This is a genomic window from Roseobacter sp. (assembly GCF_045106495.1).
Lineage (GTDB): Bacteria > Pseudomonadota > Alphaproteobacteria > Rhodobacterales > Rhodobacteraceae > Roseobacter.
On sequence record NZ_JBGCEQ010000022.1, the window covers coordinates 90293 to 114423 of the forward strand.

24 protein-coding genes are annotated in these 24131 nt (G+C 56.3%); 11 read left to right on the forward strand and 13 right to left on the reverse strand.

Translation table 11 applies throughout. The features are described from left to right. Positions 1-9 precede the first annotated feature (9 nt). Together AB8B75_RS15220 and AB8B75_RS15225 are read left to right on the forward strand one after the other, a co-directional pair. Positions 10-576, forward strand: a complete 567-nt coding sequence (locus AB8B75_RS15220) for a sugar O-acetyltransferase (protein WP_405363502.1) — start codon at positions 10-12, stop codon at positions 574-576. Between the two features lie 23 nt (positions 577-599). After that, positions 600-944, forward strand: a complete 345-nt coding sequence (locus AB8B75_RS15225) for a HesB/IscA family protein (RefSeq protein WP_405363503.1) — start codon at positions 600-602, stop codon at positions 942-944. Here AB8B75_RS15225 and AB8B75_RS15230 read toward each other — a convergent pair whose 3' ends face one another. Then, the gene (locus tag AB8B75_RS15230; RefSeq protein ID WP_405363505.1) at positions 945-1853 is read right to left on the reverse strand and encodes an isopenicillin N synthase family dioxygenase; all 909 of its coding nucleotides are present in this window, start codon (positions 1851-1853) and stop codon (positions 945-947) included. A 123-nt stretch (positions 1854-1976) separates the two neighbouring features. Here AB8B75_RS15230 and tpiA point away from each other — a divergent pair, with 123 nt between their 5' ends. Beyond that, entirely contained in the window at positions 1977-2723 is a 747-nt protein-coding gene (tpiA, locus tag AB8B75_RS15235; protein ID WP_405363507.1) for a triose-phosphate isomerase, read from the forward strand. A 77-nt stretch (positions 2724-2800) separates the two neighbouring features. Here the strand turns inward: tpiA and AB8B75_RS15240 are convergent, their stop codons facing one another. The 5 genes from AB8B75_RS15240 to AB8B75_RS15260 form a co-directional block, all read right to left on the reverse strand. After that, the gene (locus tag AB8B75_RS15240; protein ID WP_405363509.1) at positions 2801-4180 is read right to left on the reverse strand and encodes a TRAP transporter large permease; all 1380 of its coding nucleotides are present in this window, start codon (positions 4178-4180) and stop codon (positions 2801-2803) included. 3 nt (positions 4181-4183) lie between these two features. Continuing rightward, complete coding sequence (locus tag AB8B75_RS15245) at positions 4184-4864, reverse strand: TRAP transporter small permease (protein ID WP_405363511.1); 681 nt, start codon at positions 4862-4864, stop codon at positions 4184-4186. A gap of 72 nt (positions 4865-4936) precedes the next feature. Then, positions 4937-5938, reverse strand: coding sequence for a DctP family TRAP transporter solute-binding subunit (locus AB8B75_RS15250; RefSeq protein WP_405363513.1), 1002 nt, complete (start codon positions 5936-5938; stop codon positions 4937-4939). Positions 5939-6188: 250 nt separating this feature from the next. Beyond that, complete coding sequence (locus AB8B75_RS15255) at positions 6189-7421, reverse strand: sigma-54-dependent transcriptional regulator (protein ID WP_405363515.1); 1233 nt, start codon at positions 7419-7421, stop codon at positions 6189-6191. After that, positions 7418-9166, reverse strand: a complete 1749-nt coding sequence (locus AB8B75_RS15260) for an ATP-binding protein (protein ID WP_405363517.1) — start codon at positions 9164-9166, stop codon at positions 7418-7420. Before AB8B75_RS15260 ends, AB8B75_RS15255 begins: the two co-directional genes overlap by 4 nt. A gap of 60 nt (positions 9167-9226) precedes the next feature. On the opposite strand from AB8B75_RS15260, the gene AB8B75_RS15265 reads away from it, so the two are divergent. Beyond that, positions 9227-10408: a cytochrome P450 gene (locus AB8B75_RS15265; protein ID WP_405363519.1), complete on the forward strand. Its 1182-nt coding sequence runs from the start codon at positions 9227-9229 to the stop codon at positions 10406-10408. A 6-nt stretch (positions 10409-10414) separates the two neighbouring features. On the opposite strand, the gene AB8B75_RS15270 is transcribed toward AB8B75_RS15265, so the two are convergent. Then, positions 10415-10876 carry an Lrp/AsnC family transcriptional regulator gene (locus AB8B75_RS15270; RefSeq protein WP_405363521.1) on the reverse strand — a complete coding sequence of 154 codons (462 nt, stop codon included), beginning with the start codon at positions 10874-10876 and terminating at the stop codon, positions 10415-10417. 139 nt (positions 10877-11015) lie between these two features. On the opposite strand from AB8B75_RS15270, the gene cysG reads away from it, so the two are divergent. The 6 genes from cysG to AB8B75_RS15300 all read left to right on the forward strand — a co-directional run bounded on the left by cysG (position 11016) and on the right by AB8B75_RS15300 (position 16453). Then, positions 11016-12434, forward strand: a complete 1419-nt coding sequence (cysG, locus tag AB8B75_RS15275) for a siroheme synthase CysG (protein WP_405363523.1) — start codon at positions 11016-11018, stop codon at positions 12432-12434. Beyond that, on the forward strand, positions 12434-12739 hold the full coding sequence (locus AB8B75_RS15280; protein ID WP_405363525.1) for a DUF2849 domain-containing protein: 306 nt from the start codon (positions 12434-12436) through the stop codon (positions 12737-12739). The genes cysG and AB8B75_RS15280 overlap by 1 nt, the downstream gene beginning before the upstream one ends. Then, positions 12732-14396, forward strand: a complete 1665-nt coding sequence (locus AB8B75_RS15285) for a nitrite/sulfite reductase (RefSeq protein WP_405363527.1) — start codon at positions 12732-12734, stop codon at positions 14394-14396. Before AB8B75_RS15280 ends, AB8B75_RS15285 begins: the two co-directional genes overlap by 8 nt. Next, positions 14386-15135 (forward strand): phosphoadenylyl-sulfate reductase, encoded by a 750-nt coding sequence (locus tag AB8B75_RS15290; protein WP_405363528.1) that lies wholly within the window; start codon positions 14386-14388, stop codon positions 15133-15135. Before AB8B75_RS15285 ends, AB8B75_RS15290 begins: the two co-directional genes overlap by 11 nt. After that, a complete protein-coding gene (locus AB8B75_RS15295) occupies positions 15132-15533 on the forward strand; it encodes a DUF934 domain-containing protein (protein ID WP_405363530.1) in 402 nt (133 codons plus the stop codon). The genes AB8B75_RS15290 and AB8B75_RS15295 overlap by 4 nt, the downstream gene beginning before the upstream one ends. Before the next feature lie 71 nt (positions 15534-15604). After that, the gene (locus tag AB8B75_RS15300; protein ID WP_405363532.1) at positions 15605-16453 is read left to right on the forward strand and encodes a ferredoxin--NADP reductase; all 849 of its coding nucleotides are present in this window, start codon (positions 15605-15607) and stop codon (positions 16451-16453) included. Positions 16454-16514: 61 nt separating this feature from the next. Here AB8B75_RS15300 and AB8B75_RS15305 read toward each other — a convergent pair whose 3' ends face one another. Further along, entirely contained in the window at positions 16515-17105 is a 591-nt protein-coding gene (locus AB8B75_RS15305; RefSeq protein WP_405363533.1) for a hypothetical protein, read from the reverse strand. 204 nt (positions 17106-17309) lie between these two features. Here AB8B75_RS15305 and infC point away from each other — a divergent pair, with 204 nt between their 5' ends. Then, a complete protein-coding gene (gene infC / locus AB8B75_RS15310; RefSeq protein WP_405363640.1) occupies positions 17310-17855 on the forward strand; it encodes a translation initiation factor IF-3 in 546 nt (181 codons plus the stop codon). Positions 17856-18147: 292 nt separating this feature from the next. On the opposite strand, the gene AB8B75_RS15315 is transcribed toward infC, so the two are convergent. The 5 genes from AB8B75_RS15315 to AB8B75_RS15335 form a co-directional block, all read right to left on the reverse strand. Continuing rightward, a complete protein-coding gene (locus AB8B75_RS15315; protein WP_405363535.1) occupies positions 18148-18939 on the reverse strand; it encodes an FAD binding domain-containing protein in 792 nt (263 codons plus the stop codon). 96 nt (positions 18940-19035) lie between these two features. After that, entirely contained in the window at positions 19036-21396 is a 2361-nt protein-coding gene (locus tag AB8B75_RS15320) for a xanthine dehydrogenase family protein molybdopterin-binding subunit (RefSeq protein WP_405363537.1), read from the reverse strand. A gap of 95 nt (positions 21397-21491) precedes the next feature. Continuing rightward, complete coding sequence (locus AB8B75_RS15325) at positions 21492-21977, reverse strand: (2Fe-2S)-binding protein (protein ID WP_405363538.1); 486 nt, start codon at positions 21975-21977, stop codon at positions 21492-21494. Between the two features lie 122 nt (positions 21978-22099). Then, positions 22100-23104, reverse strand: a complete 1005-nt coding sequence (locus AB8B75_RS15330; RefSeq protein WP_405363539.1) for a molybdopterin-binding protein — start codon at positions 23102-23104, stop codon at positions 22100-22102. Further along, positions 23101-24069 carry an XdhC family protein gene (locus tag AB8B75_RS15335; protein ID WP_405363541.1) on the reverse strand — a complete coding sequence of 323 codons (969 nt, stop codon included), beginning with the start codon at positions 24067-24069 and terminating at the stop codon, positions 23101-23103. Before AB8B75_RS15335 ends, AB8B75_RS15330 begins: the two co-directional genes overlap by 4 nt. Between the last annotated feature and the right edge of the window lie 62 nt (positions 24070-24131).

Here is a 24131-nt window from a genome sequence, read left to right on the forward strand (position 1 = left end):
ATTTACCCCATGACCACGGAAAAAGAAAAGATGGTTTCTGGCGGATTGTACCGCGCGGGAGATCCCGAACTGGTGCAAGAGCGTGCTTCAAGCCAGAGCCTGCAGCGGCGCTACAATGCGACCATCGTTTCCGACGCAATTGACCGTAAATCAATTTTAGATCAGTGGCTTGGGAGTCGTGGTTCAAGTGTTTCAATTCGCACGCCCTTTTACACGGATTACGGCTACAACATCCATTTGGGGGATAATGTATTTTTCAACTACGGTTGTATTTTGCTCGATGTTTGCCCCATCCACATCGGGGACAACACTCAATTTGGACCTCAAGTGCAAATCCTGACCGCCGATCACCCCCGTGATCCGCAAGAGCGCGACGCCGGACTTGAATTTGGGCAAAGCATCCGCATTGGCCGCAACGTGTGGGTCGGGGGTGGTGCGATCATTCTGCCAGGTGTGAAAGTTTGCGATGATGCTGTGATAGGGGCAGGCTCGGTTGTCACGCGGGACGTTAGCGCAGGCACGACGGTGGGTGGAAATCCAGCGCGCCCGCTTGTTCCGCGCGATCATACTGCTTAGATTGGCTCCAAAGGAGAGTTTCCATGTTTGGTATACCCGGTAAGCAAGCTGTTACATTGACCCCACAGGCCGCATCGCAAGTGGCCAAGCTCATGAGCTCCGCAGGCCATGCAGGGCTGCGCATCGGCGTCAAGAAAGGCGGCTGTGCGGGTATGGAATACACCATGGAATACGTCCAGGAGACCGATCCAAATGATGAGGTCGTCGAGCAAGACGGCGCGCGGGTCATGATCGCACCGATGGCGCAGATGTTCCTCTTTGGGACTGAGATTGACTATGAAACTTCGCTGCTGGAAAGCGGTTTCAAGTTCCGAAACCCGAACGTTACCGAAGCCTGTGGTTGCGGCGAGTCCATCAAATTCGGTTGATCAATCCTGCTTTTGCAAGTGAACGTAAGTCTCGGAAAACCGTCGGGATAAATGTTCTCCTGCCTGTAAAAGCTGACCTGATCCGCGCGGAGCGATGTTCGTCTCAAAGGATGGATTGAAAAACAATGGGATAGAAATGCGTTCGTTGTCCGTGCCAATCACCCGGTGCGGGGTTGCGCGCACCAGGCCGTCTGTCCAGATCTCCATCATTTCCCCGAAATTGATCACGAATTCGCCGGGGGGTGCGGAAACCGGTATCCAACCCCCACCCCTCTTACGGACTTCTAGACCCGGACCACCTTCGGTGGCCAGCAAGGTCAGGCAACCGTAGTCTGTATGGGTAGCGGTCCCGAAATCCCGCTCTGTGGCCCATGCGGGTCGCGCGGGGTAAAAGTTCCCGCGTAGTAGCGCCATTGGCGTTTCAAACGACGAGTCAAAATAGTCATCTGGCGCATCAATAGAAAGGGCAATGCCGCGTAGAAGGCGCATTGCAACTCCGCGTGCCTCGTTGAAGTACTTTTCGATTTCCTGCTGAAAGCCGGGCAAGAATTCGGGCCATTGGTTCGGGGCGTAAACTGGTAAGTCGCGGCGTGGATCATCGGCAGACAAGGTAAACCCGATATCGAAAACCTGTTTGAAATCCGGGTTGGCCTCTGGATCAACCTGTTCAGAGCCTGATGCGCCCCAGCCTCGGTTTGCGCCCGTGTTCACCATATTGATGGCGGCCTTTTCAGCGTCGGGTAGTAAAAAGAACTTGCGGTACTGGGCTAGAACCTCACGCATACGCGTCGGTGCCAGTTCTGTGTTGAAGATCGTGAAAAAGCCAATTTCGGTTGCCGCTTCACGCAATTGCCTCAGCGTTTCCGCGTCGTTCTGTTCCAGCAGTTTGGCGTCCAGTCTGGGAATCATATTGGCCTCCGATCGTGTTGCTCCGGCCCGCCCTGCCTGTGCACCCAGCGCACGCGACGCGCATTGATTGCCGTCAATGGGTCAGGCTGCTACCAAGAGTACAAATCATTACAGGAGTAACTCATGCGTCGGAAAATGGCAGCGGGCAATTGGAAAATGAATGGCACCCAAGCCAGTCTTGAGGTGTTGGATCGCCTGAAGACGGCACATGTGGACAGCTCTTGTGACATTGTCATATGCCCGCCAAACCCGCTTTTGATCCCGGCTGCTGACCGTTGTACGGGAAGCTCTGTGGCCATCGGCGCGCAGGATTGCCATGCTGAATTCAAAGGCGCGTTCACTGGAGACACCAGTGCAGAAATGATTGCAGATTCCGGTGCGACATATGCCATCGTCGGGCATTCGGAACGCCGCGAGGCTTATGGCGACACTGATGCTCAGGTCTGTGCAAAAGCCAATGCCGTGCAAAACGGTGGATTAGTTGCCATAGTCTGCATTGGTGAAAGTCTGACGCAACGAGAGGCCGGAGAAGCCCTGCCAGTGCTCAAATCCCAGCTTGCGGGATCAGTACCTGCCGGGAGCAATGGTGCAAATCTGGTGGTGGCATATGAACCGATCTGGGCCATTGGCACCGGAAAGATCCCGACCCTTGATCAGATCGCCGAGGTTCACATGGCTCTGCGCGAAGAACTGGTGGGGCGATTTGGCGCGGAAGGTGGCAACATTCGTCTGCTCTACGGCGGGTCGGTCAAACCGGGCAACGCTGCTGATATCTTCGCCACATCTGATGTGGACGGGGCTTTGGTGGGCGGTGCCAGTTTGAAAGCCGAAGATTTTTCGCCAATCATCGACGCCTTAGCGACGAGTTGACGCTTCGCCTTTCGGGCAAAAGCGGCTTTGCAATAATCGTGGGCGCACCAGTTGCAGCGCGCCCATGATCCTTCGCGCTATTTTATGATGATCTCGGGGCCCATGACGAGTGTCGGAAGCCAGGTGCTGATAATCGGGATGTAGGTCACCATAATCAAGAACACAAAGAGCACTGCCGTGAAGGGCAACGCGGCTTTGACCACCGACATCATCGGCATATTGGCTACGCCGGACGTCACAAAAAGGTTAAGCCCCACCGGTGGCGTGATCATCCCAATTTCCATGTTCACAACCATGATTATCCCCAGGTGAATAGGGTCGATGCCCAACTCAATGGCAATCGGGAACACGAGCGGCGCCACGATCACCAACAACCCAGACGGCTCCATGAACTGACCGCCAATCAACAGGATCACGTTCACGATAACGAGAAAAACGATGGGACCAAATCCAGCATCAAGCATCGCCGCCGCGATCTGTTGGGGGATTTGTTCGTCGGTCAAAACATGTTTGAGGATCAACGCATTGGCGATGATGAACATTAGAGTCACCGTCAGTTTTCCGGCATCAAACAGGGTGTCTCGGGTATCGCGGTGAAAGAATGCGGTGACCAGCGCCACAGGTTTGCGCATCAACGTCAGGTTTTGAGTTTCGCCGTCCTTGACATGCAGCGGCCCCATGTCCCGATAGACAAAGCTGGCGATGAAAAATGCGTAAACCGCTGCCACGGCTGCCGCTTCCGTAGGGGTGAAAATACCGCCGTAAATACCGCCCAGAATGATCACAATCAGAAACAGACCCCACCCTGCTTCGCGACCCGACTCGAAGACTTCGCCCCAGCCGCGCCATTCGCCCTTGGGCAGGTCACGCAATTTTGCAATGATGTAGATGGTAATCATCAGCATGGAGCCCGCCATCAGCCCGGGAATGACGCCTGCCAGAAACATGCGTCCAACGGACACGTCTGTGGCTGAGGCGTAGACCACCATCACAATAGACGGCGGGATCAGGATGCCCAGAGTTCCCGCATTGGCGATGACTCCCGCAGCGAAATCCTTGGTATACCCTACCTGTCGCATGCCTGCGATCACGATGGAGCCGATAGCCACAACGGTGGCGGGTGAGGATCCGGACAGTGCCGCAAATAGCATACAGGCAAAAACACCAGCGATCGCCAATCCGCCGGGTAAGTGCCCGACCAAAGCTATCGAAAACCGTATGATCCGCTTGGCCACACCGCCGGTCGACATGAAGCTGGACGCCAAAATGAAGAACGGAATTGCCAAAAGCGTGTAGTGCCCAGCCATCGCCTGAAACAATGTCTGTGCGATGGAGGCAAGCGACGTGTCGCTGAGCACCAGAAGAAAGACAATCGAGGACATCCCTAAACTGATTGCGATCGGAACACCGACCAGCATCAAGCCTACGACCATGGAAAAAAGAACTGCAACTTCCATGGGTTACTTCCCTGCGTTCATGTGTTTGACGGCTTCTACTTCATCTTCGGCCTCGTGACTGACGATCAGGCTGGTGGTCTCTCCCTTCACCAGGCGAAAGGTTGCCTGAAGGAAGCGAAAGAGCAGCAGAGCCATGCCAAAAGGCAGCATTGCATAGGGAATAAAGCGTGGAATTTTTTCGTATTCTTCACCCTGGTTGAAGATCGGTTCGATCCATCGCAACCATTCGGGCATTGGCATGTCCACGACCTCATACCAAGCCTGATCGCGGCTGTCTTCGAACCCGGTCGGGAACCAGCGACCGGACGTGGCATCAAAGCCTGCAAAAGGTGCCCAATAATCCCAGGCGCCTTTCAGCACCAACGCGGCGTAGGTCAAGCAGACAGCAGCGGCAAACAAAGCCAGAACGCGGCGCACTGGCGGAGAAAAGAGGTTGATCACCGCATCCACGCCGAGATGCGCGGTCACCTTGACACAGTAGCTGACCCCAAAGAGAACCAGCCAGGCAAAGAGAAAAGTGACTGCCTCCAACCCCCAGATGATCCCGGTGTTGAAGCCGTAGCGCAGCACCACATTTACGAATGTCAGGATGGTCATCAGTCCGAGGATCAGGGCAATTGCCGTTTCCTCGATTTCGTTGACGATGCGACCAAGGATCGTCTCCGCTTCATAGGATTGCGACATGCGCAGCCCCTCCCCCCTTTTTCATCTGCCCGGCCGACAAAATGCAGGCCGAGCAGTGTAACTCAATTGGTCTCAGAAACCGGCGTTGATGGCCTGAGCTGCGTCGATGTTTTCCTGTCCGACGTCATCTTTGAATTGCTCCCAGACAGGTTTCATGGTGGCAACCCACTCGGCGCGCCCTGCCTCATCCAACTGACGTACTACGCCGCCAGCTTCTATGATCGCAGCTTTGGCCTGATCGTTTACGGCTGTGGATTCCGCGTTCCGCACTTCGGTTACTTCGGCAATGATGGTTCCCAGTTGATCGCGCACATCCGCGTCCAGGCTTTCCCACCAGTCGGTTGAGGTTACGACCATGTAGTCGATGATGCCATGATTGGTCTCGGTTATGCCGTCCTGAACTTCAAAGAATTTCTGCCCGTAGATATTGGACCAGGTATTTTCCTGACCGTCCACAACGCCGGTTTGCAAGGCACCATAAACTTCCGAAAACGCCATTGGCTGGGGCGAGCCGCCGAGAGCGGACATCTGCGCCTTCAACACATCAGAGTTTTGAACCCGGAACTTCAATCCATTGGCATCGGCTGGGCTGTTCAATGCAACATTTGCGGACATTTGCTTCATGCCGTTGTGCCAGAAAGCGATGCCCAACAACCCGCGACGCACCATGGATTCTTTCATCGCCTGACCCGTGTCAGAGTTCTGAAAAGCATCTACGGCCTCGATGTTCTTGAACATGAACGGCAGGTCAAAGATACGGAACACTTTGGTGAACTGTTCGAACTTGGACAAGGATGGCGCCGCCAATTGCACGTCCCCTTGAAGCAAGGCTTCCAGGACTTGATCATCATTGTACAATGTCGAGTTCGGAAAAACTTCCATGCAGGCTTTGCCGTTCATTTCCTCGTTTATGCGCGTTTGCAGCAAGGAGGCGGCGATGCCTTTGGGGTGGCGGTCTGTATTGGTCACGTGGCTGAATTTGATCACGATTTCGCCGTCATCGCAGGCAGCGGCAACAGCAGAAGCGCTGACTGAAAGGGTCAACGCCGTTAGGGCAGCGGTCATGATTTTCATATGGTTTCCTCCCAGAAACTTTTCTTATCGGTCGTTAAACGGGCACCGCCGAAGACGATGCGATGCCGATCATAAAATCGTCCTTCTGCGTTGGGGGCAAGGATTATGAATGCGCGCGTACATATCCGACAAATATCAATTAGTTACAGTGTATTGAGAAGCTACTTTGGTATGAAACGACACTCATGTCGCTGTAGTCAGGTGCGGAATTTCGCACAGGATTGGCCCGCATTGTGCGGAATTCCGCACACTAGTCATTGCGGTACGTATCAGTGCGAATCCCGTAGCGCGTCAGTTTGTCGTAAAATGTCTTGCGCGGTAGTTTCAACGCCTCGGCTGCGACCACTGCACGTCCCTGCGCGCGCCTCAAAGCCTGCTCCAAAAGGCTCTGCTCGACCTGAGCCATCTGCTCGGAGAGACCTAAGCCGATATCGGGGTCTGCCTCTTCGGTCAAACCAAGAGCAAACCGCATGGCTTCCGACATCAATGCGCGTGCATTGCCCGGCCAGTCCCGTGCCATCAGCCCAGCTACGACCTGAGGTGTTATTTCCGGCGAACTGAGTCCCGCTTGCTCGCTGGCTTGTGCAACATAGTGGCGAAACAGAACCGGAATGTCCTCTGGCCGCTCGGAAAGCGAAGGGATGCGAACTGGTGTTACTTCAAGTCGGTAGTAAAGCTCCGAACTCAGCTGGCCTTCTGCCACGCTGGCGGACAGGTTCCGCGTCGATCCGGCAATGATGCGCGTTGGCGTACCCGTTTCCAAGACCTCCAAAAGACTCAGCTGCGTCTGTGCGGACAGTTGCGTAATCTCATCGATAAAAAGGCTGCCTGACTTGGCTGTTTCCAATGTTTCCGTCAAATCGGTCACGTCCAAAGCGGCCGCCGCACGTTTCACAAAGGGTGCTTTGGAGCGAAGCGAAGACAAGTGAATAACCTCGGCGACTTTCGAAATGCCAGTACCGGGCGCGCCGGTGACCAATACTTCGGTTTCGGCCACCGCAACACGACGGACACGCGCCCGTAGACCTTCGGCCAATTGCGACGCGCCAAAGATCATGCGCGCCGCGGGATCTCCCGTTGCCACCAGGGCACGCAGCCTGCGATTGTCCAAGACCAGGCGGCGGGTTTTCAGAGCCCGTTCCAAAATCGCCAGCAAGTCCGAAGGCGCGCAGGGTTTCTCAAGGAAATCAAAAGCGCCCTGCCCGACGGCTTTCATGGCCGTAGGTATGTCGCCCTCTCCGGTCAGCAAGATCACCGGTAAATCCTCATCCTGCCCGCGCGCGTAGGTCAGCAGGTGAAACCCGTCCCGTCCCGGCATTCTGAGATCAGACAGAATGACGCCGTCAAAGTCAGCAGTAATCAGGTCCTTGGCGGCCACGAAAGACCCCGCCGTAAGCGGTTCAAGATCTGCCAGTTCCAGAGTTTGCGCCAGCGCATCGCGCACAGCCGCGTCATCATCAACCAGTAGGACTTTTTTGCTCATGCTGCTTCCTGCGCTGTCCAAGGTTGAAGCTCAACGGTAAATTCGGCGCCGGGCTCGCAATTGCGCACGCGAATTTCACCGCCAAAGCTCTGGATGATCCCATAGGAGATCGATAGACCCAACCCCATGCCTTCGGAGGCGCCAACCTCCTTGGTTGAATAAAACGGGTCGAACACCTTATCGGGATCCAAGACACCAGGTCCGGTATCACGAATGCTAATTGATATTTCTTTGGTCTGCCGGATCGAAACCGAGAGTTCGCGTGTCTCGCAATCGCCTAGTGCGTCGAGGGCGTTGGTCATTAGGTTCGTAAATACCTGACCCAGCCTCACCTCTCCCCCTTTCACCCATATAGCTTGGCGCGACTGCGTGTAGTGGACGGACACGCCCATGTCACATGCCCGTTCGGAAATCATGTCGACCGCACTATCCAGAACGGCCACCAGGTTCACACGTGTCGGAGGTTCTGCCTGTTGGGTCGAAAACGCCCGAAGGTTTTTGATGATGCGGCCCATCCGCCGGGCCATCTCCGATATGCGACCCAGATTGTCCCGAACCCGTTCCGGCTGATCCCGGTTCATGAACTGCTCGGCGTTTTCGGCAAAAGAGCGGATCGCCATCAACGGTTGGTTCAGTTCGTGGCTGATGCCTGCACTCATCTTTCCCAAAGCGCTAAGCTTGCTGGCTTGCAGCAGATCTGATTGCGCGCGCGCCAGAGCCGTTTGGGCGTCCTGACGGTCGACCATTTCTTGGCGCAACGTGGTATTAATCTCCGACAAGGCGGCTGTGCGACGCGCCACGCTTTCTTCCAGTTGCATGTTCGCCCGCGCAAGTGTGCGGCGTCTTTCTGTGGCAAAAAACAGCATCGCGCCGAATGCGAGGCACAAGGCGGCCACGACTGCGGCCTGCAATTTGGCCAGTTGCCGCGCCGGTGCTACGTCCAGTAATACCTCTCCCGTCAGGCCGATCAAAGGCAAATGCCGCACCAGATGCAGCGCGTTTTTGGGTAGATATGGGCCCCACCCAAGCTGCCAGATCTCGTGCCGACCGGTTTCATAGCTGGCAAAAGAGGGTGCCTGCCCATCAGGTGGTGCCAATCCGGGCCCGTCCGTTGCGCGCTGCCACAGAATCAAATCCGAGCGGTTTGTGACAAAGACCTTGCCCTGCGCATCAGTAAAGAAAACCGCGCGCAGACCACCGCGCCAGGCGTCCTCAATGCCATCCATCCCCACAGCCACGACGATCACGCCACGCACTTTCCCAGTCTTCCCGAAAACGGGTGCTGCATAGTAAAAAGCACGTTTGGATAGAGGTTTATCAACACCGTGGCCCCAGCCAAGCGCCCCCTGTTGCGCCCGTTTTACATAGTCTGTCTGGCTCAGATTGGCGGTGGTCAGATGCCGCGCTGAGGCTTGTACCCGTCCTGTCAGGTCAACAAACATCACATCCAAAGCACCCGTCTTGTCAGCCACTTCCAAAAACAAACCTTGAGCAGGTTCGCTGCCGTGTCCCGAAGCAAGGTCGGCGCTATAGGGATGGTCTGCCAGAAACACGGCCAGTTCGCGAAAACGTTGTAGCTGACCCACAAGCCGGTCGCTGGCGAGGGCGAGATCACTTTGTCCTTGACGCTCCAACTGGTCCAAAGCCTGCAGGTAAGCATAACGCCATACCCCCGCAGAGGCCGCCGCCACTGCGCCCAGAAACACACAGATGATGAGCGCAGGACGCAATAATCCTCGGGGCATGCGTCAAAGTTTACAAACAGCCTCTTGCCTTGACCAGTGGCTGCGACCTTAAAAGGTTCTATGCAGAAGCTCATACAATCCCCGCTTGACCCAGAATTTGTCCAGGACCCCTATCGTCTCTATGCCCGCGTGCTGTCCGATGATCCGGTACGGTATTGGCAAGACTACGGTATGATGGCTGTTTTCGGTGCAGCGACGGTGCACATGCTCTTGCGCGATCGCCGTCTTGGGCGTGCGACACCCCAGGATCAGTATAGCCCCGCGCCAGATCATCTAACAGGTTTTGAAAGGGTCGAGCGACACTCGATGTTGGATATGGAACCCCCCAAACATACCCGGTTGCGCGGCTTGGTGCTGCGTGCCTTCACTTCGCGCCGTGTCAAAGCCCTGGCACCAGACATTCATCAGATTTGCGATGACCTATGCGGTGCTTTCCCGGTGGGATCCTTTGATCTGGTCCCGGCTTTTTGCACGGCGCTGCCTGTGCGTGTCATCGCTCGTCTACTTGGGGTGCCCGAAGAGATGTCAAACGAGTTGCTACGCTGGTCCAACACGATGGTCGCGATGTATCAGGCCAACCGCAATCATCAGACAGAAGTTGCCGCAAATGAGGCAGCGACAGAGTTTTCGGATTTCCTGTCAAAATACATAGACGCGCGACGACATACGCCCCGTGACGATCTGATCACGCATTTGATCGCGGCCGAAGAAGATGGCGAAAAACTCTCGCGTGACGAAATGATTGCTACCTGCATCTTGCTTTTGAATGCGGGGCATGAGGCCACTGTGCACACCATGGGAAATTCGGTGAAGGCGCTTTTGCAAACAGCACAACCAGCCTCGGTGTTGGCGCCCGACCGGATTGCGGCGACGGTCGAAGAACTGCTGCGTTTTGACCCACCGCTGCATATGTTCACCCGCTATGCCTATGAAGACATCCTAGTCAACGGGCATCTCCTGGAAAAAGGGCGCCAGGTTGCTTTGATCTTGGGCGCCGCAGGTCGTGATCCTGCACGGTTTGACCGACCCGATAGATTCGACCCCTTGCGGGAGCCCGCGCCTCACGCGGCCTTTGGCGGAGGTCTGCATTTTTGCGTCGGCGCTCCACTGGCGCGGCTGGAACTACAATTGGGTCTGCAACGCCTGTTCGCGCATGCCCCGGACCTCAGCCTGGCAGGAACGCCCCGCTACGCAAATACCTACCACTTTCACGGGCTGGGTCAGTTGAATGTCACGTGGTAACGCGCATCAAAGCGGCAGCATGGTGGTTGATTTGATCTCCTCCATTGAGAGTAAAGCCGTTACATTGTGCACCCTGACTTCCGAGATCAGAGCCTGGTAAAATGCGTCGTATGCGCGCGCATTCTTCACCCGCACTTTAAGAATGTAGTCGATATCTCCTGCCAACCGATGGGCTTCCTGCACTTCCGGTCTGTCGCGTAACGCCTTGAGAAACGCCGCCTGCCACTCGGCTTCATGTGCGGATGTGCGGATCAGGACAAAGAAACATGCCTCAAATCCCAATGCTTCCGCATCAAGCAAAACGGTATGCTGCCGCACCACACCTGCGTCGCGCAATTTGCGAATCCGGTTCCAAACGGGTGTCTTGGACGACCCTATCCGCGCGGCAATTTCGTCCAATGACTGGCTTGCGTCACGTTGTAGCTCGCCAAGAATTTTCCTGTCCACGTCATCTATGCGAACGTTCATTCCGCTTTTTCCTCTTGAATGGTCAAATGTTCCATTCTGCAAGTTAATCAGAACAAACGTTCTTATCAACACCGATATATGGTCAAAATATGGGAATATTTCCTATATTACCAACAAGAGTTTTGAAAGGCCGAGCGTCATGGACCATTTTCCGATCTTCTTGCGTGTGCACGGACGGCGTATCGTGGTGTCGGGCGGCGGCGAAGCGGCGATGGCCAAGTTGCGTCTTTTGATGAAGACAGCAGGTCACATAACCGTTTTCAGCCCCGATCCTGCCGCTGTGATTATACAGTGGGCCGAGGCAGGCAAGCTCTCACTTGTACGTCGTGCCATGTCGCCCGGTGACGCCTTATGTGCCGCACTGTTTTACGCTGCAGACGAGGACGCGGCAGAAGATGCCCGCACGTCCCAGATCGCGCGCGCCGACGGTGCGCTGGTCAATATCGTCGATAACTTGCAAGACAGCCAATTCATCACACCTGCGATCGTAGACCGGGACCCGGTGACCATCGCCATCGGGACCGAAGGTGCGGCCCCTGTTCTGGCCCGCGCCATCAAGGCTGATCTCGAAAAGCGCCTGCCTGCCGCCCTTGGCACTTTGGCGCGTATCGGCAAGACCTTCCGGAAAGCCGCCGACGCCCTGCCCTTTGGCCGCGCACGTCGAGATTTCTGGCGCGCCTATTACTTCAAGGCGGGTCCTGCGGCAGTCACAGGCGGCGAAGGTGCAGTAAAAGCGGCGCTGAACACCCTTTTGGCAGATCATTTGAACCGCAAAGCACGCCCGGGTCATGTGCATTTTGTTGGAGGCGGACCCGGCGACCCGGATTTGCTGACGATGAAAGCCCGCCGGGTGCTCGATGAAGCAGATGTGGTGATCTATGACCGTTTGATCAGCAAGCCGATCCTTGAACTGGCGCGTCGTGAGGCGGTGATGATCGACGCTGGTAAAGAGGGTTTTGGACCTTCGATGAAACAAGAGGACATCAACGCGCTTATCGTCAAACACGGGGCTGCCGGTGCGCAGGTCGTACGGTTGAAGTCTGGCGACGCGACTGTCTTTGGCCGTCTGGACGAGGAAATTGACGCAGTGGATGCCCATGACATCAGTTGGAGCATTGTGCCCGGTATCACCTCCGCCTCCGCCGCGGTGGCTGAGATCGGACAGAGCCTGACGAAACGCGGCCGCAATGCATCAGTACGGTTCCTGACAGGGCACGACATGAAAGGCTTCGCGGACCACGATTGGGCCACGCTCGCGCAGCCGGGCCAAGTTGCCGCGATCTATATGGGTAAGAAATCTGCACGCTTCATACAGGGGCGCCTGATCATGCACGGGGCGGACCGACACACACCGGTAACGGTGATAGAGAACGCTTCGCGTCCGGAGCAACGTATTCTGGACACCACGCTTGATGCTTTGCCCGCTGCATTGATGGCGGCCGAAATGTCAGGCCCCGCGCTCATGTTCTATGGGCTCGCGCCGCGCCAGGCTGCTGCCGCGCGTTTGAGCAAAACCGTTCCTTACTCTCTCCCGATCCAAGTACAGGAGGCACTTTGATGTCGCGCGCATTTACCCCCAAAGTTGTGACCGCCAACGCTCTGCTCGAAGGCGATGTGATCTACCAGACTGCAACCGGATGGAGCCGGGATTTGGCAGAAGCCGAGGTGCTGACAGATGAGGCCGATGCCGATCTGCGCTTGATCGATGGGGCGCAACAGGTTGACCTTGTTGTCGGTGTGTATCTCGCAGATGTGGACATCAGCGGCCCGGTCCCGAAACCAAAACACTTCAGAGAAGATTTCCGTGCACGGGGCCCATCCAACTATTCCCATGGCAAACAAGAGGCTGTGAACAATGTATAATTACACCGACTTTGACACCCAATTCATCAAGGAACGCAACGCGCAGTTCCGGTCTCAGGTCGAGCGCCGCATTGATGGATCGCTGACTGAAGATGAATTCAAGCCCCTGCGCCTGATGAACGGTCTTTATCTGCAACTGCATGCCTATATGCTGCGCGTGGCGATCCCTTACGGGACGCTGAACAGCCGCCAGATGCATGTTCTAGCGGATATTTCCGACAAATGGGATAAAGGCTACGGCCATTTCACCACCCGTCAAAACATTCAATACAACTGGCCACAACTGCGCGACGTGCCTGATATGCTCGACGCTCTGGGCGAGGTGCAGATGCATGCGATCCAGACCTCAGGTAATACCATTCGAAACGTGACAGCCGACCATTTTGCCGGTGCCGCGGCAGATGAGATCGCCGACCCGCGTCCGGTGGCCGAATTGATCCGACAGTGGTCCACGGATCATCCCGAATTCCAATTCCTGCCCCGGAAATTCAAGGTCGCTGTGACAGGTTCGCCAAATGACCGGGCGGTGACACGTGCACATGACATCGGTCTGCGCATGGTGGAACGTGAAGGCGAGGCTGGTTTTGAGGTGATCGTTGGCGGCGGTCTGGGCCGCACCCCGATGATCGGCAAGGTCATGCGCGAATTCTTGCCACGTGAAGACCTGCTGCCTTACCTCGAGGCCATTGTGAGCGTATATAACCTTCTCGGGCGTCGTGACAATAAGTACAAGGCGCGGATTAAGATTACCGTTCATGAACATGGTCTTGATGACATCCGTGCCCGGGTCGAAGAGCGCTTTGCATTGCTCCGACCTCAATTTACCGGGGTGGACCAGCAACTGCTGGCCGGTATTGAGGCGGACTTTGCACCCCCGCAGTTCCGGCAGGAAGATGATGTGGCGTTCCGTGACGCGCGCCAGCACTACCCGGCGTTCCGCAGCTGGTCAGATACCAATCTCACCAAACACCGCGTGCCGGGATACGCCATCGTCACGATCAGCCTCAAGGCCCATGGCGCAACACCGGGTGATGCAACATCGGCGCAAATGCGCTTGATGGCGGATCTTGCGAAACGTTATGGCCATGATGAGCTGCGCATCAGTCACGAGCAAAACGTGATTCTGCCACATGTGCATAAAAACGATCTCCCGTCAGTCTATTCTGCCTTGCGGGCGGCAGGTCTTGGCACGGCTAACATTGGGCTCATTTCCGACATCATCGCCTGCCCGGGCATGGATTACTGTGCGCTGGCCACGGCTCGCTCCATTCCCATTGCGCAGGAAATAGCGACCCGGTTTGATGAATTGAAAATCGAACATGATGTTGGACCGCTCAAGATCAAGATCTCCGGCTGCATCAATGCCTGTGGACACCACCATGTCGGTCATATTGGCATCTTGGGCCTGGACCGTGCAGGGGTCGAGAACTACCAGATTACGCTTGGTGGCGATGGCACCGAAGATGCGACAATCGGCGAACGCGCGGGCCCTGGATTTTCCGCCGAAGAGATTGTTCCGGCAGTTGAGCGGTTGGTGATGGCTTACCTTGATCTGCGCACAGAATCCGGCGAGGCCTTTCTCAACACATATCGCCGGGTCGGACTGGCCCCGTTCAAAGAGGCCCTTTACCCTATGGCGCAGGCCAATGCCGCTTGATCATCCGATCAAAACAACCACGGATGCCGCTTTGACTGCCAAGGTGGCGCGGCTGAACAAGGGGCTGCGCCATCATAGCGCGACCGATGTGTTGCGCGTGGCCTTTGAGGAGGTGTCCGATCTGGCTCTGGTGTCGAGTTTCGGTGCGGAGTCGGTTGCGCTTTTACACCTGTCGGCCATGGTCAACCGGGACGTCCCTGTGCTTTTTATCGACACCGAGATGCTGTTTGTGCAAACGCTTGTCTACCAACAGGAGGTTGCGGAACGCTTGGGCCTGCGCAATCTGCGGATCTTGCGCAATACCGATACATCCAAGGAAGATCCGCAGCGGCGTTTGCATAAGACAGACCCGGACGCCTGTTGTGCCCTGCGCAAGACCCAACCGTTGCAATCCGCACTGCGCGCGCATGGTGGCTGGATCACCGGGCGCAAACGATTTCAGTCAGGCCAGCGGGCGGAACTGCCGTTCTTTGAGGTCGAAGCGAATACGTCGCGCATCAAGGTCAACCCGCTGGCGTATTGGCAGCCCGGCGATGTGGCCGATTACATCGCCGAAAACCGCCTGCCGCGCCACCCGATGGTCGCACAAGGCTATCCCTCCATAGGTTGCGCGCCCTGTACCTCTCCCGTTTCTGCCGGCGAAGACCCTCGTAAGGGCCGCTGGCGTGATAGTGAAAAAGACGAATGTGGCATCCACCTCGTCAATGGCAAAATGGTCCGCATAGGAGACCCCGCATGAGCACTCTCGTTACAGATACCGGCTTCACCGCCGACGATTGGCATGAGCCCTTTATTACACTGGAGGCTGCCAATGATGCCAGCGCTCTTGATGTGCCGTCAGACGTGAACCCGGACGACATACCGCTCTGCGCGGGTTTGCAGATGATCCGTGTGGACTTCCCCTCTTCTGCCGATGGACGCGGGTTTACCATTGCGAAACAGCTGCGCCTGCGGGGGTTTACCGGGCGTCTACGCGCCAAAGGCCATGTGCTGGCCGATCAATATGCCATGGCGCGCCGGTCCGGTTTTGACGAGGTCGAAATCTCTGATGAACTGGCCGCACGTCAACCCCAGGATCAATGGCAGTTCCGCGCCAAGTGGCAGGATCACGATTATCAGACGCGCCTGCGCGGCTGATTCACGCCTTTCCCCCAACCCTATTTCTTCATACAAGGGAGCCGCAGGTATTGGCCTGCGCTGATATTTTCATGACCGAGCAAACACCTGTGACCCAAGCCGCCGCCGTAAAAGTTCCCACTCTGCCCGATGCACAAACCGTCACATCCGTCCAACATTGGACGGACCGGTTGTTTTCATTTCGCGTAACGCGCCCCGCTTCGCTGCGGTTCCGTTCCGGCGAATTTGTCATGATCGGGTTGATGGGCGACCCCCATCCTGAGACGGGCAAACAAAAGCCCCTGTTGCGGGCCTATTCCATCGCCTCGCCGTCCTGGGACGAAGAATTGGAATTCTATTCGATCAAGGTTCAGGATGGCCCGCTGACGTCCAAGCTGCAACACATCCAGCCCGGCGACGAAATCATCCTGCGCCCCAAACCTGTGGGCACATTGGTGCACGATGCGCTCTTGCCAGGTAAACGGCTGTGGTTCTTTGCCACCGGCACCGGCTTTGCGCCTTTTGCCTCCTTGCTGCGCGATCCGCAGACCTATGAGGATTACGATCAGGTCATCGTCACCCATACCTGCCGCGATGTGGCAGAACTGGAATACGGGCGTCAGTTAATTGAAAACCTGCGGACAGACGAGATGATGCTTGAGCTTTTGGGTGAAGAAAACCTCGCCAAACTGACCTACTATCCGACAACAACCCGCGAGACGTCGCCCAAAATGGGCCGGATCACAACCTTGCTGAAAGACGGCACGGTTTTCGCAGATCTCGGCATCGAAGGCATATCCGCTGAAACAGATCGCGCAATGGTCTGTGGATCCATCGGGTTGAACACGGATCTGAAGGAAATTCTCGAAGGGTTCGGGCTTGAAGAAGGTGCAAACTCTGATCCCAAACACTATGTGGTTGAAAAAGCTTTCGTCGGCTGAGCTATTTCAAACACCAATAAAAAGCGGCGTTTGATGTCCCCATCAAGCGCCGCTGTTTCGTTTACTGCATGCCCAGAGCGTCGCGTAACTGCGTCAGCGCGGCATTCAACAGTTCAGGATTGTCCTGTGCTTGCTCGACCGCGCTTGCAAGCGCCAGTTTTTGCGTTGTGGCCAAATCGGAGTTGTCGATCATCTCGGTCACCTTTGCAAAATCAAACCCTTCAACAGTCAAGGCTTCAGCAGCCTTCGCCTCATCGACAAGGGCGGTAGCCTCATCCGTGGCTTCAACGGCCTCGGCGGTCTCCGCGACAGTTTCCTCGGTCGCTGACTCTTGTTCTGCCACCGTATCGCTGAGGCTTTCTTGCGCTTGCTTTGCTACATCAGAAACACCATCTGCGGCTTGCTCAGTAAGTTCACCCGCGGAATCGGCGGCCTCTGCAGCCGCTTCGTTACCCTCTTCCATAACCTCGACACCGCCTTCCACGACATCTGTCTCAGGTTGCGCGGGTGCCTCCTCTTCCGCCTCAGCCGCGACGACCGGTTCCGCTTCCACTGCGTCTTCAGCAACTTCGACGCTCCCTGGCCCCATGATCAAAAAGTAGCCTCCGCCGATGATCACAACTGCCACTAAAATCCAGATTAGGTTTTTCATTACACATGCTCCTTGAATGATTGCCCGCGAAGACGCGCCGCGCGGTTTTCCGCGACCTTTGGGGTGCCGCACCTCAAAGAACCAACCAACAAAGAGCAAAACAGTTCCAATGGGCGCATTCCAGCCTAAATTGCAGCTTGAAGTGGCGCTTTCTCGCGGTTAACTTATCTCTCCAGATCGACTAACAATTTAAGGACGAACATCATCGCTCGCAGACCCCACAATGCGCCGCCTCAACGTGAAACCGGCCCGCGCGTCAACGAAAAAATCCGTAGCTCCGAGATACGCCTGATCGGCGCGGAAGGCGAAAATGTCGGCGTTGTAACGCCAGACCGCGCCTTGGAAATGGCTGACGATGCGGGTTTGGACCTTGTAGAAATCTCACCGAACGCAAACCCACCTGTTTGCAAGATCATGGATTTTGGCAAGTTTAAGTACGAGACGCAAAAACGCGAAGCCGAAGCGCGCAAGAAGCAGAAAATCATCGAGATCAAAGAGGTCAAGTTCCGCCCCAATACGGATACCAACGACTACGATGTGAAAATGCGCAATGTGTTCAAATTCCTCGAAAATGGCGACAAGGTAAAGATCACCTTGCGGTTCCGCGGTCGGGAAATGGCACACCAGAATCTGGGTCGTGAACTCCTTGAGCGAGTTGCTGAAGACACCAAAGAAGCAGGCCGTGTCGAGAACTTTCCAAAGATGGAAGGCCGCCAGATGGTCATGCTGATCGGGCCCTTGCCCAAATAGCCAAGTGGCTTCGTTACATTTTAGAGCGCCCTGACAGTAGTGTTGGGGCGTTTCTCGTTTGGGCATGATGGTGAACGCAAATTGTAGGTGTGATCGAGCGAAGGTGTTTGCTGGAGCAATAAAAGTCTTGCCAATGCGATCACAAGCCACGTCGATATTATCCACGGTGGCTTTCATTCAAAGCCAATGCTTGAGGTCACTTGAATACACTTCCAATGACTTCAGAGTAAGCCTGGCCTTTAAGAGCCCGCGATCAAGGTTTATCAAGGTCGCGAGCTCTTACATGTGTCGATCAGGCTGCTGCCGTTACGGCCCGTTTGGTCATAACGCCAACCAGATGGGCGCGATAGCTCCCCGTACCGTGCAGATCGCTGATCATGCTGTCTCCGGACAGAGACAGGCCTTCAATCGCGCTGGCTGAGAAATCCGACGACAAAGCTGCTTCTGCTTCGCTCCAACGGAATACACCGTCTTCCGAGGCCCCGGTCACCGCGACCCTTACCCCGTCGGCGTATTTCGCAACGAACACACCTACAAGTGCAAAGCGCGACGCCGGTTGCAGGAACTTTTGATAGTTCGACGCCTGCGGTATAGGAAACCGCACTTCCGTGACAATTTCGCCCTCTTCCAAGGCTGTCGTGAACATCCCTTGAAAGTAGTCGTCTGCCGCAATGGTCCGGGAATTTGTCACGATTGTCGCACCCGACCCAAGGGCGGCCGCCGGATAACAGGCAGAGGGATCATTGTTGGCAAGACTGCCACCGATGGTGCCCCGATTGCGGACGGCAGGATCGCCAATGTGGCTGGCAAGATCGGCAAGGCCAGGATATTTCGTTGCTGCTTCCTTGGCCACGGTGGCGTGGGTTGTGGCACCGCCTATGCAGAGCTGACCATCATCGCCTGTGCAGACGCCTTTCATCTCGGAAATGCCGCTTAGGCTGACCAAGACCGAAGGGCTTGCAAGGCGTTGTTTCAGAGTGGGGATCAGCGTTTGTCCGCCGCCGAGTGGCTGTGCATCTTCGCGGCCCAGTGCTGACACCGCTTCTGCCACGGAGCTTGGTGTTTCTACGTCAAAATTATACATGGTTCGTCCTTTCCAGTGACCGCGCGCAACCTTTGTTGGTCAGCGGTCAGAAGTATCGCGGCGGGTTGGGAACTCACCTAACCCGCCGTTTTAGCTTTACTGCATTGCATCCCAAACACGCGACGGCGTCAGTGGCATATCGATATGCGTCACGTCCTTGCCGCCAGATTGCAGCGCGTCCACCACGGCATTCACAACCGATGGGGGCGAGCCGATGGCACCGGCTTCACCGCAGCCTTTCACGCCAAGAGGATTGTGCGTGCAAGGGGTCTGGCAGGAATGATCCACCGCATAAAACGGAACATCATCCGCACGGGGCATCGCGTAGTCCATATAGGAAGCGCTCAGCAGCTGACCGTTTTCATCGTATGAACAGTTCTCAAGCAGCGCCTGACCAATGCCTTGAGCCAGCCCTCCGTGAACCTGTCCGGATACGATCATGGGGTTCACGACGTTGCCGAAATCATCCACGGCTGTGAATCGTTCGATGGTAACCTTGCCCGTGTCCGGATCAACTTCGACCTCGCAGGCATAGGCACCCGAAGGATAAGTGAAGTTGCTGGGATCATAGAAGGCTGTTTCCTCCAGTCCCGGTTCCATCTCTTCCAACGGGTAGTTATGCGGCACGTAGGCGGCCAGTGTGACATCCCCCCATGCAACGGACTTATCCGTCCCCGCGACGCTGAACGCACCATCTTTGAGTTCGATGTCGCTTTCGGAGGCTTCCAGCAAGTGGCTCGCGATCTTCTTGGCTTTGGCGATGATCTTTTCGGTCGCCCGTACCATAGCCGATCCGCCCACCGCCAATGACCGGGACCCGTAGGTGCCCATGCCCATCGGTGTATTGGCCGTGTCGCCATGCACCACTTCGATCATGCTCTCGTCGATGCCAATCATTTCCGCGATGACTTGCGGAAAGACCGTTTCATGCCCCTGGCCGTGACTGTGGCTCCCGGTCATGACAACAAGGCCGCCGGTGGCGTTCACGCGCACCGTGGCACTTTCATAAAGACCAGCCCGCGCGCCCAATTGCCCGACAAGGTTCGAGGGCGCGATGCCGCAGGCCTCGATGTAGCAATTGATACCCAATCCGCGCCATTTGCCTTTGGCTTCTGAAGCAGCCCGGCGTGCCGCAAAGCCAGAGAGATCGCCCATTTCTTCGAGCTTGTCCATGGTTGCCACGTAGTCGCCGGTGTCATATTCGACAGCCACAGGCGTGGCATAGGGGAATTCCGTAATGAAATTCTGGCGTCGCAGCGCAATGGGATCAACGCCCAATTCACGGGCTGCCTTGTCGATGACACGCTCCAATTGGAAGGTTGCCTCTGGCCGCCCCGCCCCGCGATAGGCGTCCACAGGTACCGTGTTGGTAAAGACTGCTTTGACGTTCACATAGATCAACGGCGTTTTGTAGTTGCCCGCCATCAATGTGCCGTGCAGCCAGGTTGGCACTGAGGGCGCGAAGGTGCTGAGATAGGCACCCATGTTGGCATAGGTGTCGGTCCGCAAGGCCGTAAAGTTATTGTCACCATCCAGCGCCAGTTCGATTTTGGTGACATGATCCCGCCCATGCGCGTCTGACATGAAAGCCTCGGAACGGCTGGACGTCCATTTGACTGGACGATTGCAAGCCTTGGCCGCGAAAGTTACAAAGGCCTCCTCCTGGTAGTGGAAGATTTTCGTGCCGAAACCGCCCCCGACATCCGGGGCGACAACACGCAGTTTGTGCTCGGGAATACCCAGCACAAATGCACCCATCAAGAGCCGGATTACATGCGGGTTTTGTGACGTTGTATATAGCGTGTGATCGCCTGTACCGCGAGCAAAGTCACCCACTGCTACGCGTGGTTCCATTGGATTGGCCACCAGTCGGTTATTGACCAGCTCCAGCGTCGTCACATGGGCAGCCGCTTCAAAGGCTGCATCGGTCGCTGCCTTGTTTTCCTCGACAAAACCCCAGTCATAACAAAGGTTTGACGTCAGATCATCATGGACTTTCGGCGCGCTGCTTTCGACGGCCGCTTTCATATCCACAACAGCAGGCAGATCATCAATGTCCACGACGATTGCTTCTGCGGCATCACGGGCCTGCTCAAGGGTTTCAGCGACAACGGCAGCGATTGGCTCGCCAACATGGCGCACCTTGCCATGGGCCAAAATGGGGTGGCGGGGTTCTTGCATGGGCTCACCATGTTTGTCCGTCACCTGCCATCCACATGGCATGCCGCCGACGGCTTCGAAGTCCGCTCCGGTGAATATTTTTACGACACCGTCCATGCTTTCTGCGGCAGATGTATCAATTGCCGTGATCGTGCCATGGGCAATATCAGAGCGCAGGAAAAAGACATGCGCCTGCCCTCTAAGGTTGATGTCATCGGTGTAATTTCCTTCTCCGGTCAAAAACCGGATGTCTTCGCGGCGCTTAGAGCTGGCGCCGATGCCTCCATCTTTTGGCATGTCATTCCTCCTTGAAAAACGGTGGCTTGTAAGCTCACCTTTCGGTGCAAACACATGTCGGACGGGCCAAAAGGCCGATCCTTACAGGTCAGCAGTTATTCCGCAGCGATTGTACTGACATCCTGTCCTGCAGCGGCCATGATCGCCTTGACGATGTTATGGTACCCGGTGCAGCGGCAGATGTTGCCTTCAAGATATTCGCGGATCTCCCCCTCGGTAGGGTTGGGATTATCCTTCAGAAGCGCTGCCGCACTCATCACCATGCCCGGCGTACAAAACCCGCACTGCAGACCATGGTGATCTTGGAACGCTTGTTGAAGAACGCTGAGAGATCCATCGGCATTGGACATGGCCTCGATTGTGGTCACATCGGCCCCTTGAGCCTCGGCAGCCAGCATGGTGCAGGCTTTTACTGCATCGCCATTCACATGCACAACACATGCGCCACATTGGCTGGTGTCACAGCCGACATGTGTACCTGTCAATTCCAGCGTGTCGCGCAAGAATGACGACAAAAGCGTGCGTCCCTCCACTTCGCCAGACGCAGCTTTGCCGTTAACGGTCATTGAGACCTGAGCCATAGTTTCCTCCCTAAGCTTTTTTGTTGTCGGGAGTTAAGCACGCCCCTTGCCGGTTGAGAACCTATAATTTCGTCTAAATAGAGAAGGTGCGTTAAAGTGCCCTAATGTGGGCGTGGATCAGGTTACTCGCGTGGTTTGCCCGCACGAGGTTGCGGACGTGACGGGATTTCTTTCAGTAATCCGCCGACCGCCATGGCCGCAATGTCATCATCACTCACGTCGATGCCACAAATGACCCGCGACAAGACCCAATCCGCCCCATTGAGAGCGGGCGACCGTGCACAGCCGGGCAAACCAATGACCGGCCTTTTTTCCAAACTGCCCAAAAACAACAGATTTCCGGGATCCACCGGCATGCCAAAGCGCGCAACCTGCCCGCCGGCGTAGCGCAGTGCTGCAGGGGCCACATCGTCAATATCCGATGTGGCGGATCCATTCAGGATCAAGACCAAATCCTCAGTGCTTTCCTTCAATGCTGTGGCCAGCGCCGCCTCATGGTGCGGAACCACGCGAGGTTGGGACATCGTCAAGCCGATGGCCAGGACGCGGTCTTCAATCGCTTTGCGCCCTTTCGACCCGGCCCCACCGGGGATTTCGGAGATAATCAATCCGACTGTTTCAAGTTGTGGCGGCGCCAGACGGATGGCTTTCCGTGCGAGGGCGCAAACCTCCGCCAAAGCCTCGTCAGGCACGGCGTAAGAGATGATCTTGATCGTCGCAACCATGCCGCCATCAAGCATTTGCTGAAACGGCGGGACGGTAGCGAGGGTGATCATCGGGTGCACCCGGTTCACGGCTTCCAGCGCAGGCACATCCAAAACGGCAACGCCTGGCCCCACTGCCAGAAGGTTCACGCGCCCTGTAAAGGCCTCGGTGAAACGCAGAAACTGACCTTCCGGGTCTGGTACCAAAGCCTGAGCCAGAGACCGGGCCGCAGCATCTTCAATTACATCACCGGCGTCCAACCGTGCCACTGTGACATCCGCGAGACCGGCATCTTGCAGTTTCGCAATGTCACTTGATGTCAGCACACAGCCTTTGCGGAGCCGTTTGCGCGCACCCAGAGACACCGAATGCGCCAGTACGGATCCTTCCGCCTGTGTCACCGGAACAGGACCAAATTTCATGCGCCGCGCCTCAAGACCCGGGTCATTTCACCCAAGATCGAAACCGCGATCTCCGGCGGGCCTGCAGCACCGATATCGAGACCGATCGGCCCCTTTATGCGGCCAAGCTGATGCGTATCAAACCCGGCACTGGTCAAGCGCTCCAATCGTGCTGCATGGGTGCGTTTGGACCCCAAAGCGCCGATGTAAAACGCTTTCGACGCAAGAGCGATGTGCAGAGCCGGGTCATCGAGTTTGGGGTCATGGGTCAAGAGCACGACCGCAGACCGGCTATCCACTCCCAACTCTTCCATCGCCTCGTCCGGCCAGTCCGGCACAATACGTTCGCCGGGAAAACGCGCCTCGGAGCCGAAGGCCGCGCGCGGGTCGATGATCATTGGGTCATAACCGACGATGCGCGCCATCGGCACAAGGGCTTGCGCGATATGCACCGCCCCCACAACGATCAGGCGTAATGGTGGATTGTGGATGGCAACAAAAACCGCGCCTTCTTGCTCAAACCCGGATTTGTCCGTGGCAAATCGGTCATCATAGGTGTCGTGAACCAGGCGGCGCGCGCCCGTTTCCAGATGAACTTCGTAGGCAACCGGCGTTCTGGCGGCTCTTGCCGCCACCAGATCGCGCAAAACCTCTACGGGCAAGACCGCGCCGACGGGTTCCACTAAAATGCGAATCGTGCCGCCACAGGCCAGCCCGACGGCAAAAGCATCGCCATCGCTGACACCATATTCGAGAAGTTGATGTTCGCCCTTTTCCAAAGCATCGGTAGCCTCAAGAACTACGGCACCCTCAACACAGCCCCCGGATACCGAGCCTTGCATTTCTCCATCACCTGCGATTACCAATTGCGCGCCCACACGCCGCGGCGCGGAACCCCAGGTTTCAATAACAGTGGCCAATACCGCGCCCCGACCTGCCTCATGCCAGGTCAGCGCCTGTTCCGGTGCATTTTCGAAAACATCCATCGCGTTTCTCCTCGCTCGAGACTATCCACCATGACGCAGGGCTTGTCTGCCCCAATCGCACG

Excerpts from the sequence above, each read along its gene's own strand:
- AB8B75_RS15220 (WP_405363502.1), top strand. The coding sequence starts at position 10 with ATGACCACGGAAAAAGAAAAGATGGTTTCTGGCGGATTGTACCGCGCG.
- AB8B75_RS15225 (WP_405363503.1), top strand. The coding sequence starts at position 600 with ATGTTTGGTATACCCGGTAAGCAAGCTGTTACATTGACCCCACAGGCC.
- AB8B75_RS15230 (WP_405363505.1), bottom strand. The coding sequence starts at position 1,853 with ATGATTCCCAGACTGGACGCCAAACTGCTGGAACAGAACGACGCGGAA.
- tpiA (WP_405363507.1), top strand. The coding sequence starts at position 1,977 with ATGCGTCGGAAAATGGCAGCGGGCAATTGGAAAATGAATGGCACCCAA.
- AB8B75_RS15240 (WP_405363509.1), bottom strand. The coding sequence starts at position 4,180 with ATGGAAGTTGCAGTTCTTTTTTCCATGGTCGTAGGCTTGATGCTGGTC.
- AB8B75_RS15245 (WP_405363511.1), bottom strand. The coding sequence starts at position 4,864 with ATGTCGCAATCCTATGAAGCGGAGACGATCCTTGGTCGCATCGTCAAC.
- AB8B75_RS15250 (WP_405363513.1), bottom strand. The coding sequence starts at position 5,938 with ATGAAAATCATGACCGCTGCCCTAACGGCGTTGACCCTTTCAGTCAGC.
- AB8B75_RS15255 (WP_405363515.1), bottom strand. The coding sequence starts at position 7,421 with ATGAGCAAAAAAGTCCTACTGGTTGATGATGACGCGGCTGTGCGCGAT.
- AB8B75_RS15260 (WP_405363517.1), bottom strand. The coding sequence starts at position 9,166 with ATGCCCCGAGGATTATTGCGTCCTGCGCTCATCATCTGTGTGTTTCTG.
- AB8B75_RS15265 (WP_405363519.1), top strand. The coding sequence starts at position 9,227 with ATGCAGAAGCTCATACAATCCCCGCTTGACCCAGAATTTGTCCAGGAC.
- AB8B75_RS15270 (WP_405363521.1), bottom strand. The coding sequence starts at position 10,876 with ATGAACGTTCGCATAGATGACGTGGACAGGAAAATTCTTGGCGAGCTA.
- cysG (WP_405363523.1), top strand. The coding sequence starts at position 11,016 with ATGGACCATTTTCCGATCTTCTTGCGTGTGCACGGACGGCGTATCGTG.
- AB8B75_RS15280 (WP_405363525.1), top strand. The coding sequence starts at position 12,434 with ATGTCGCGCGCATTTACCCCCAAAGTTGTGACCGCCAACGCTCTGCTC.
- AB8B75_RS15285 (WP_405363527.1), top strand. The coding sequence starts at position 12,732 with ATGTATAATTACACCGACTTTGACACCCAATTCATCAAGGAACGCAAC.
- AB8B75_RS15290 (WP_405363528.1), top strand. The coding sequence starts at position 14,386 with ATGCCGCTTGATCATCCGATCAAAACAACCACGGATGCCGCTTTGACT.
- AB8B75_RS15295 (WP_405363530.1), top strand. The coding sequence starts at position 15,132 with ATGAGCACTCTCGTTACAGATACCGGCTTCACCGCCGACGATTGGCAT.
- AB8B75_RS15300 (WP_405363532.1), top strand. The coding sequence starts at position 15,605 with ATGACCGAGCAAACACCTGTGACCCAAGCCGCCGCCGTAAAAGTTCCC.
- AB8B75_RS15305 (WP_405363533.1), bottom strand. The coding sequence starts at position 17,105 with ATGAAAAACCTAATCTGGATTTTAGTGGCAGTTGTGATCATCGGCGGA.
- AB8B75_RS15315 (WP_405363535.1), bottom strand. The coding sequence starts at position 18,939 with ATGTATAATTTTGACGTAGAAACACCAAGCTCCGTGGCAGAAGCGGTG.
- AB8B75_RS15320 (WP_405363537.1), bottom strand. The coding sequence starts at position 21,396 with ATGCCAAAAGATGGAGGCATCGGCGCCAGCTCTAAGCGCCGCGAAGAC.
- AB8B75_RS15325 (WP_405363538.1), bottom strand. The coding sequence starts at position 21,977 with ATGGCTCAGGTCTCAATGACCGTTAACGGCAAAGCTGCGTCTGGCGAA.
- AB8B75_RS15330 (WP_405363539.1), bottom strand. The coding sequence starts at position 23,104 with ATGAAATTTGGTCCTGTTCCGGTGACACAGGCGGAAGGATCCGTACTG.
- AB8B75_RS15335 (WP_405363541.1), bottom strand. The coding sequence starts at position 24,069 with ATGGATGTTTTCGAAAATGCACCGGAACAGGCGCTGACCTGGCATGAG.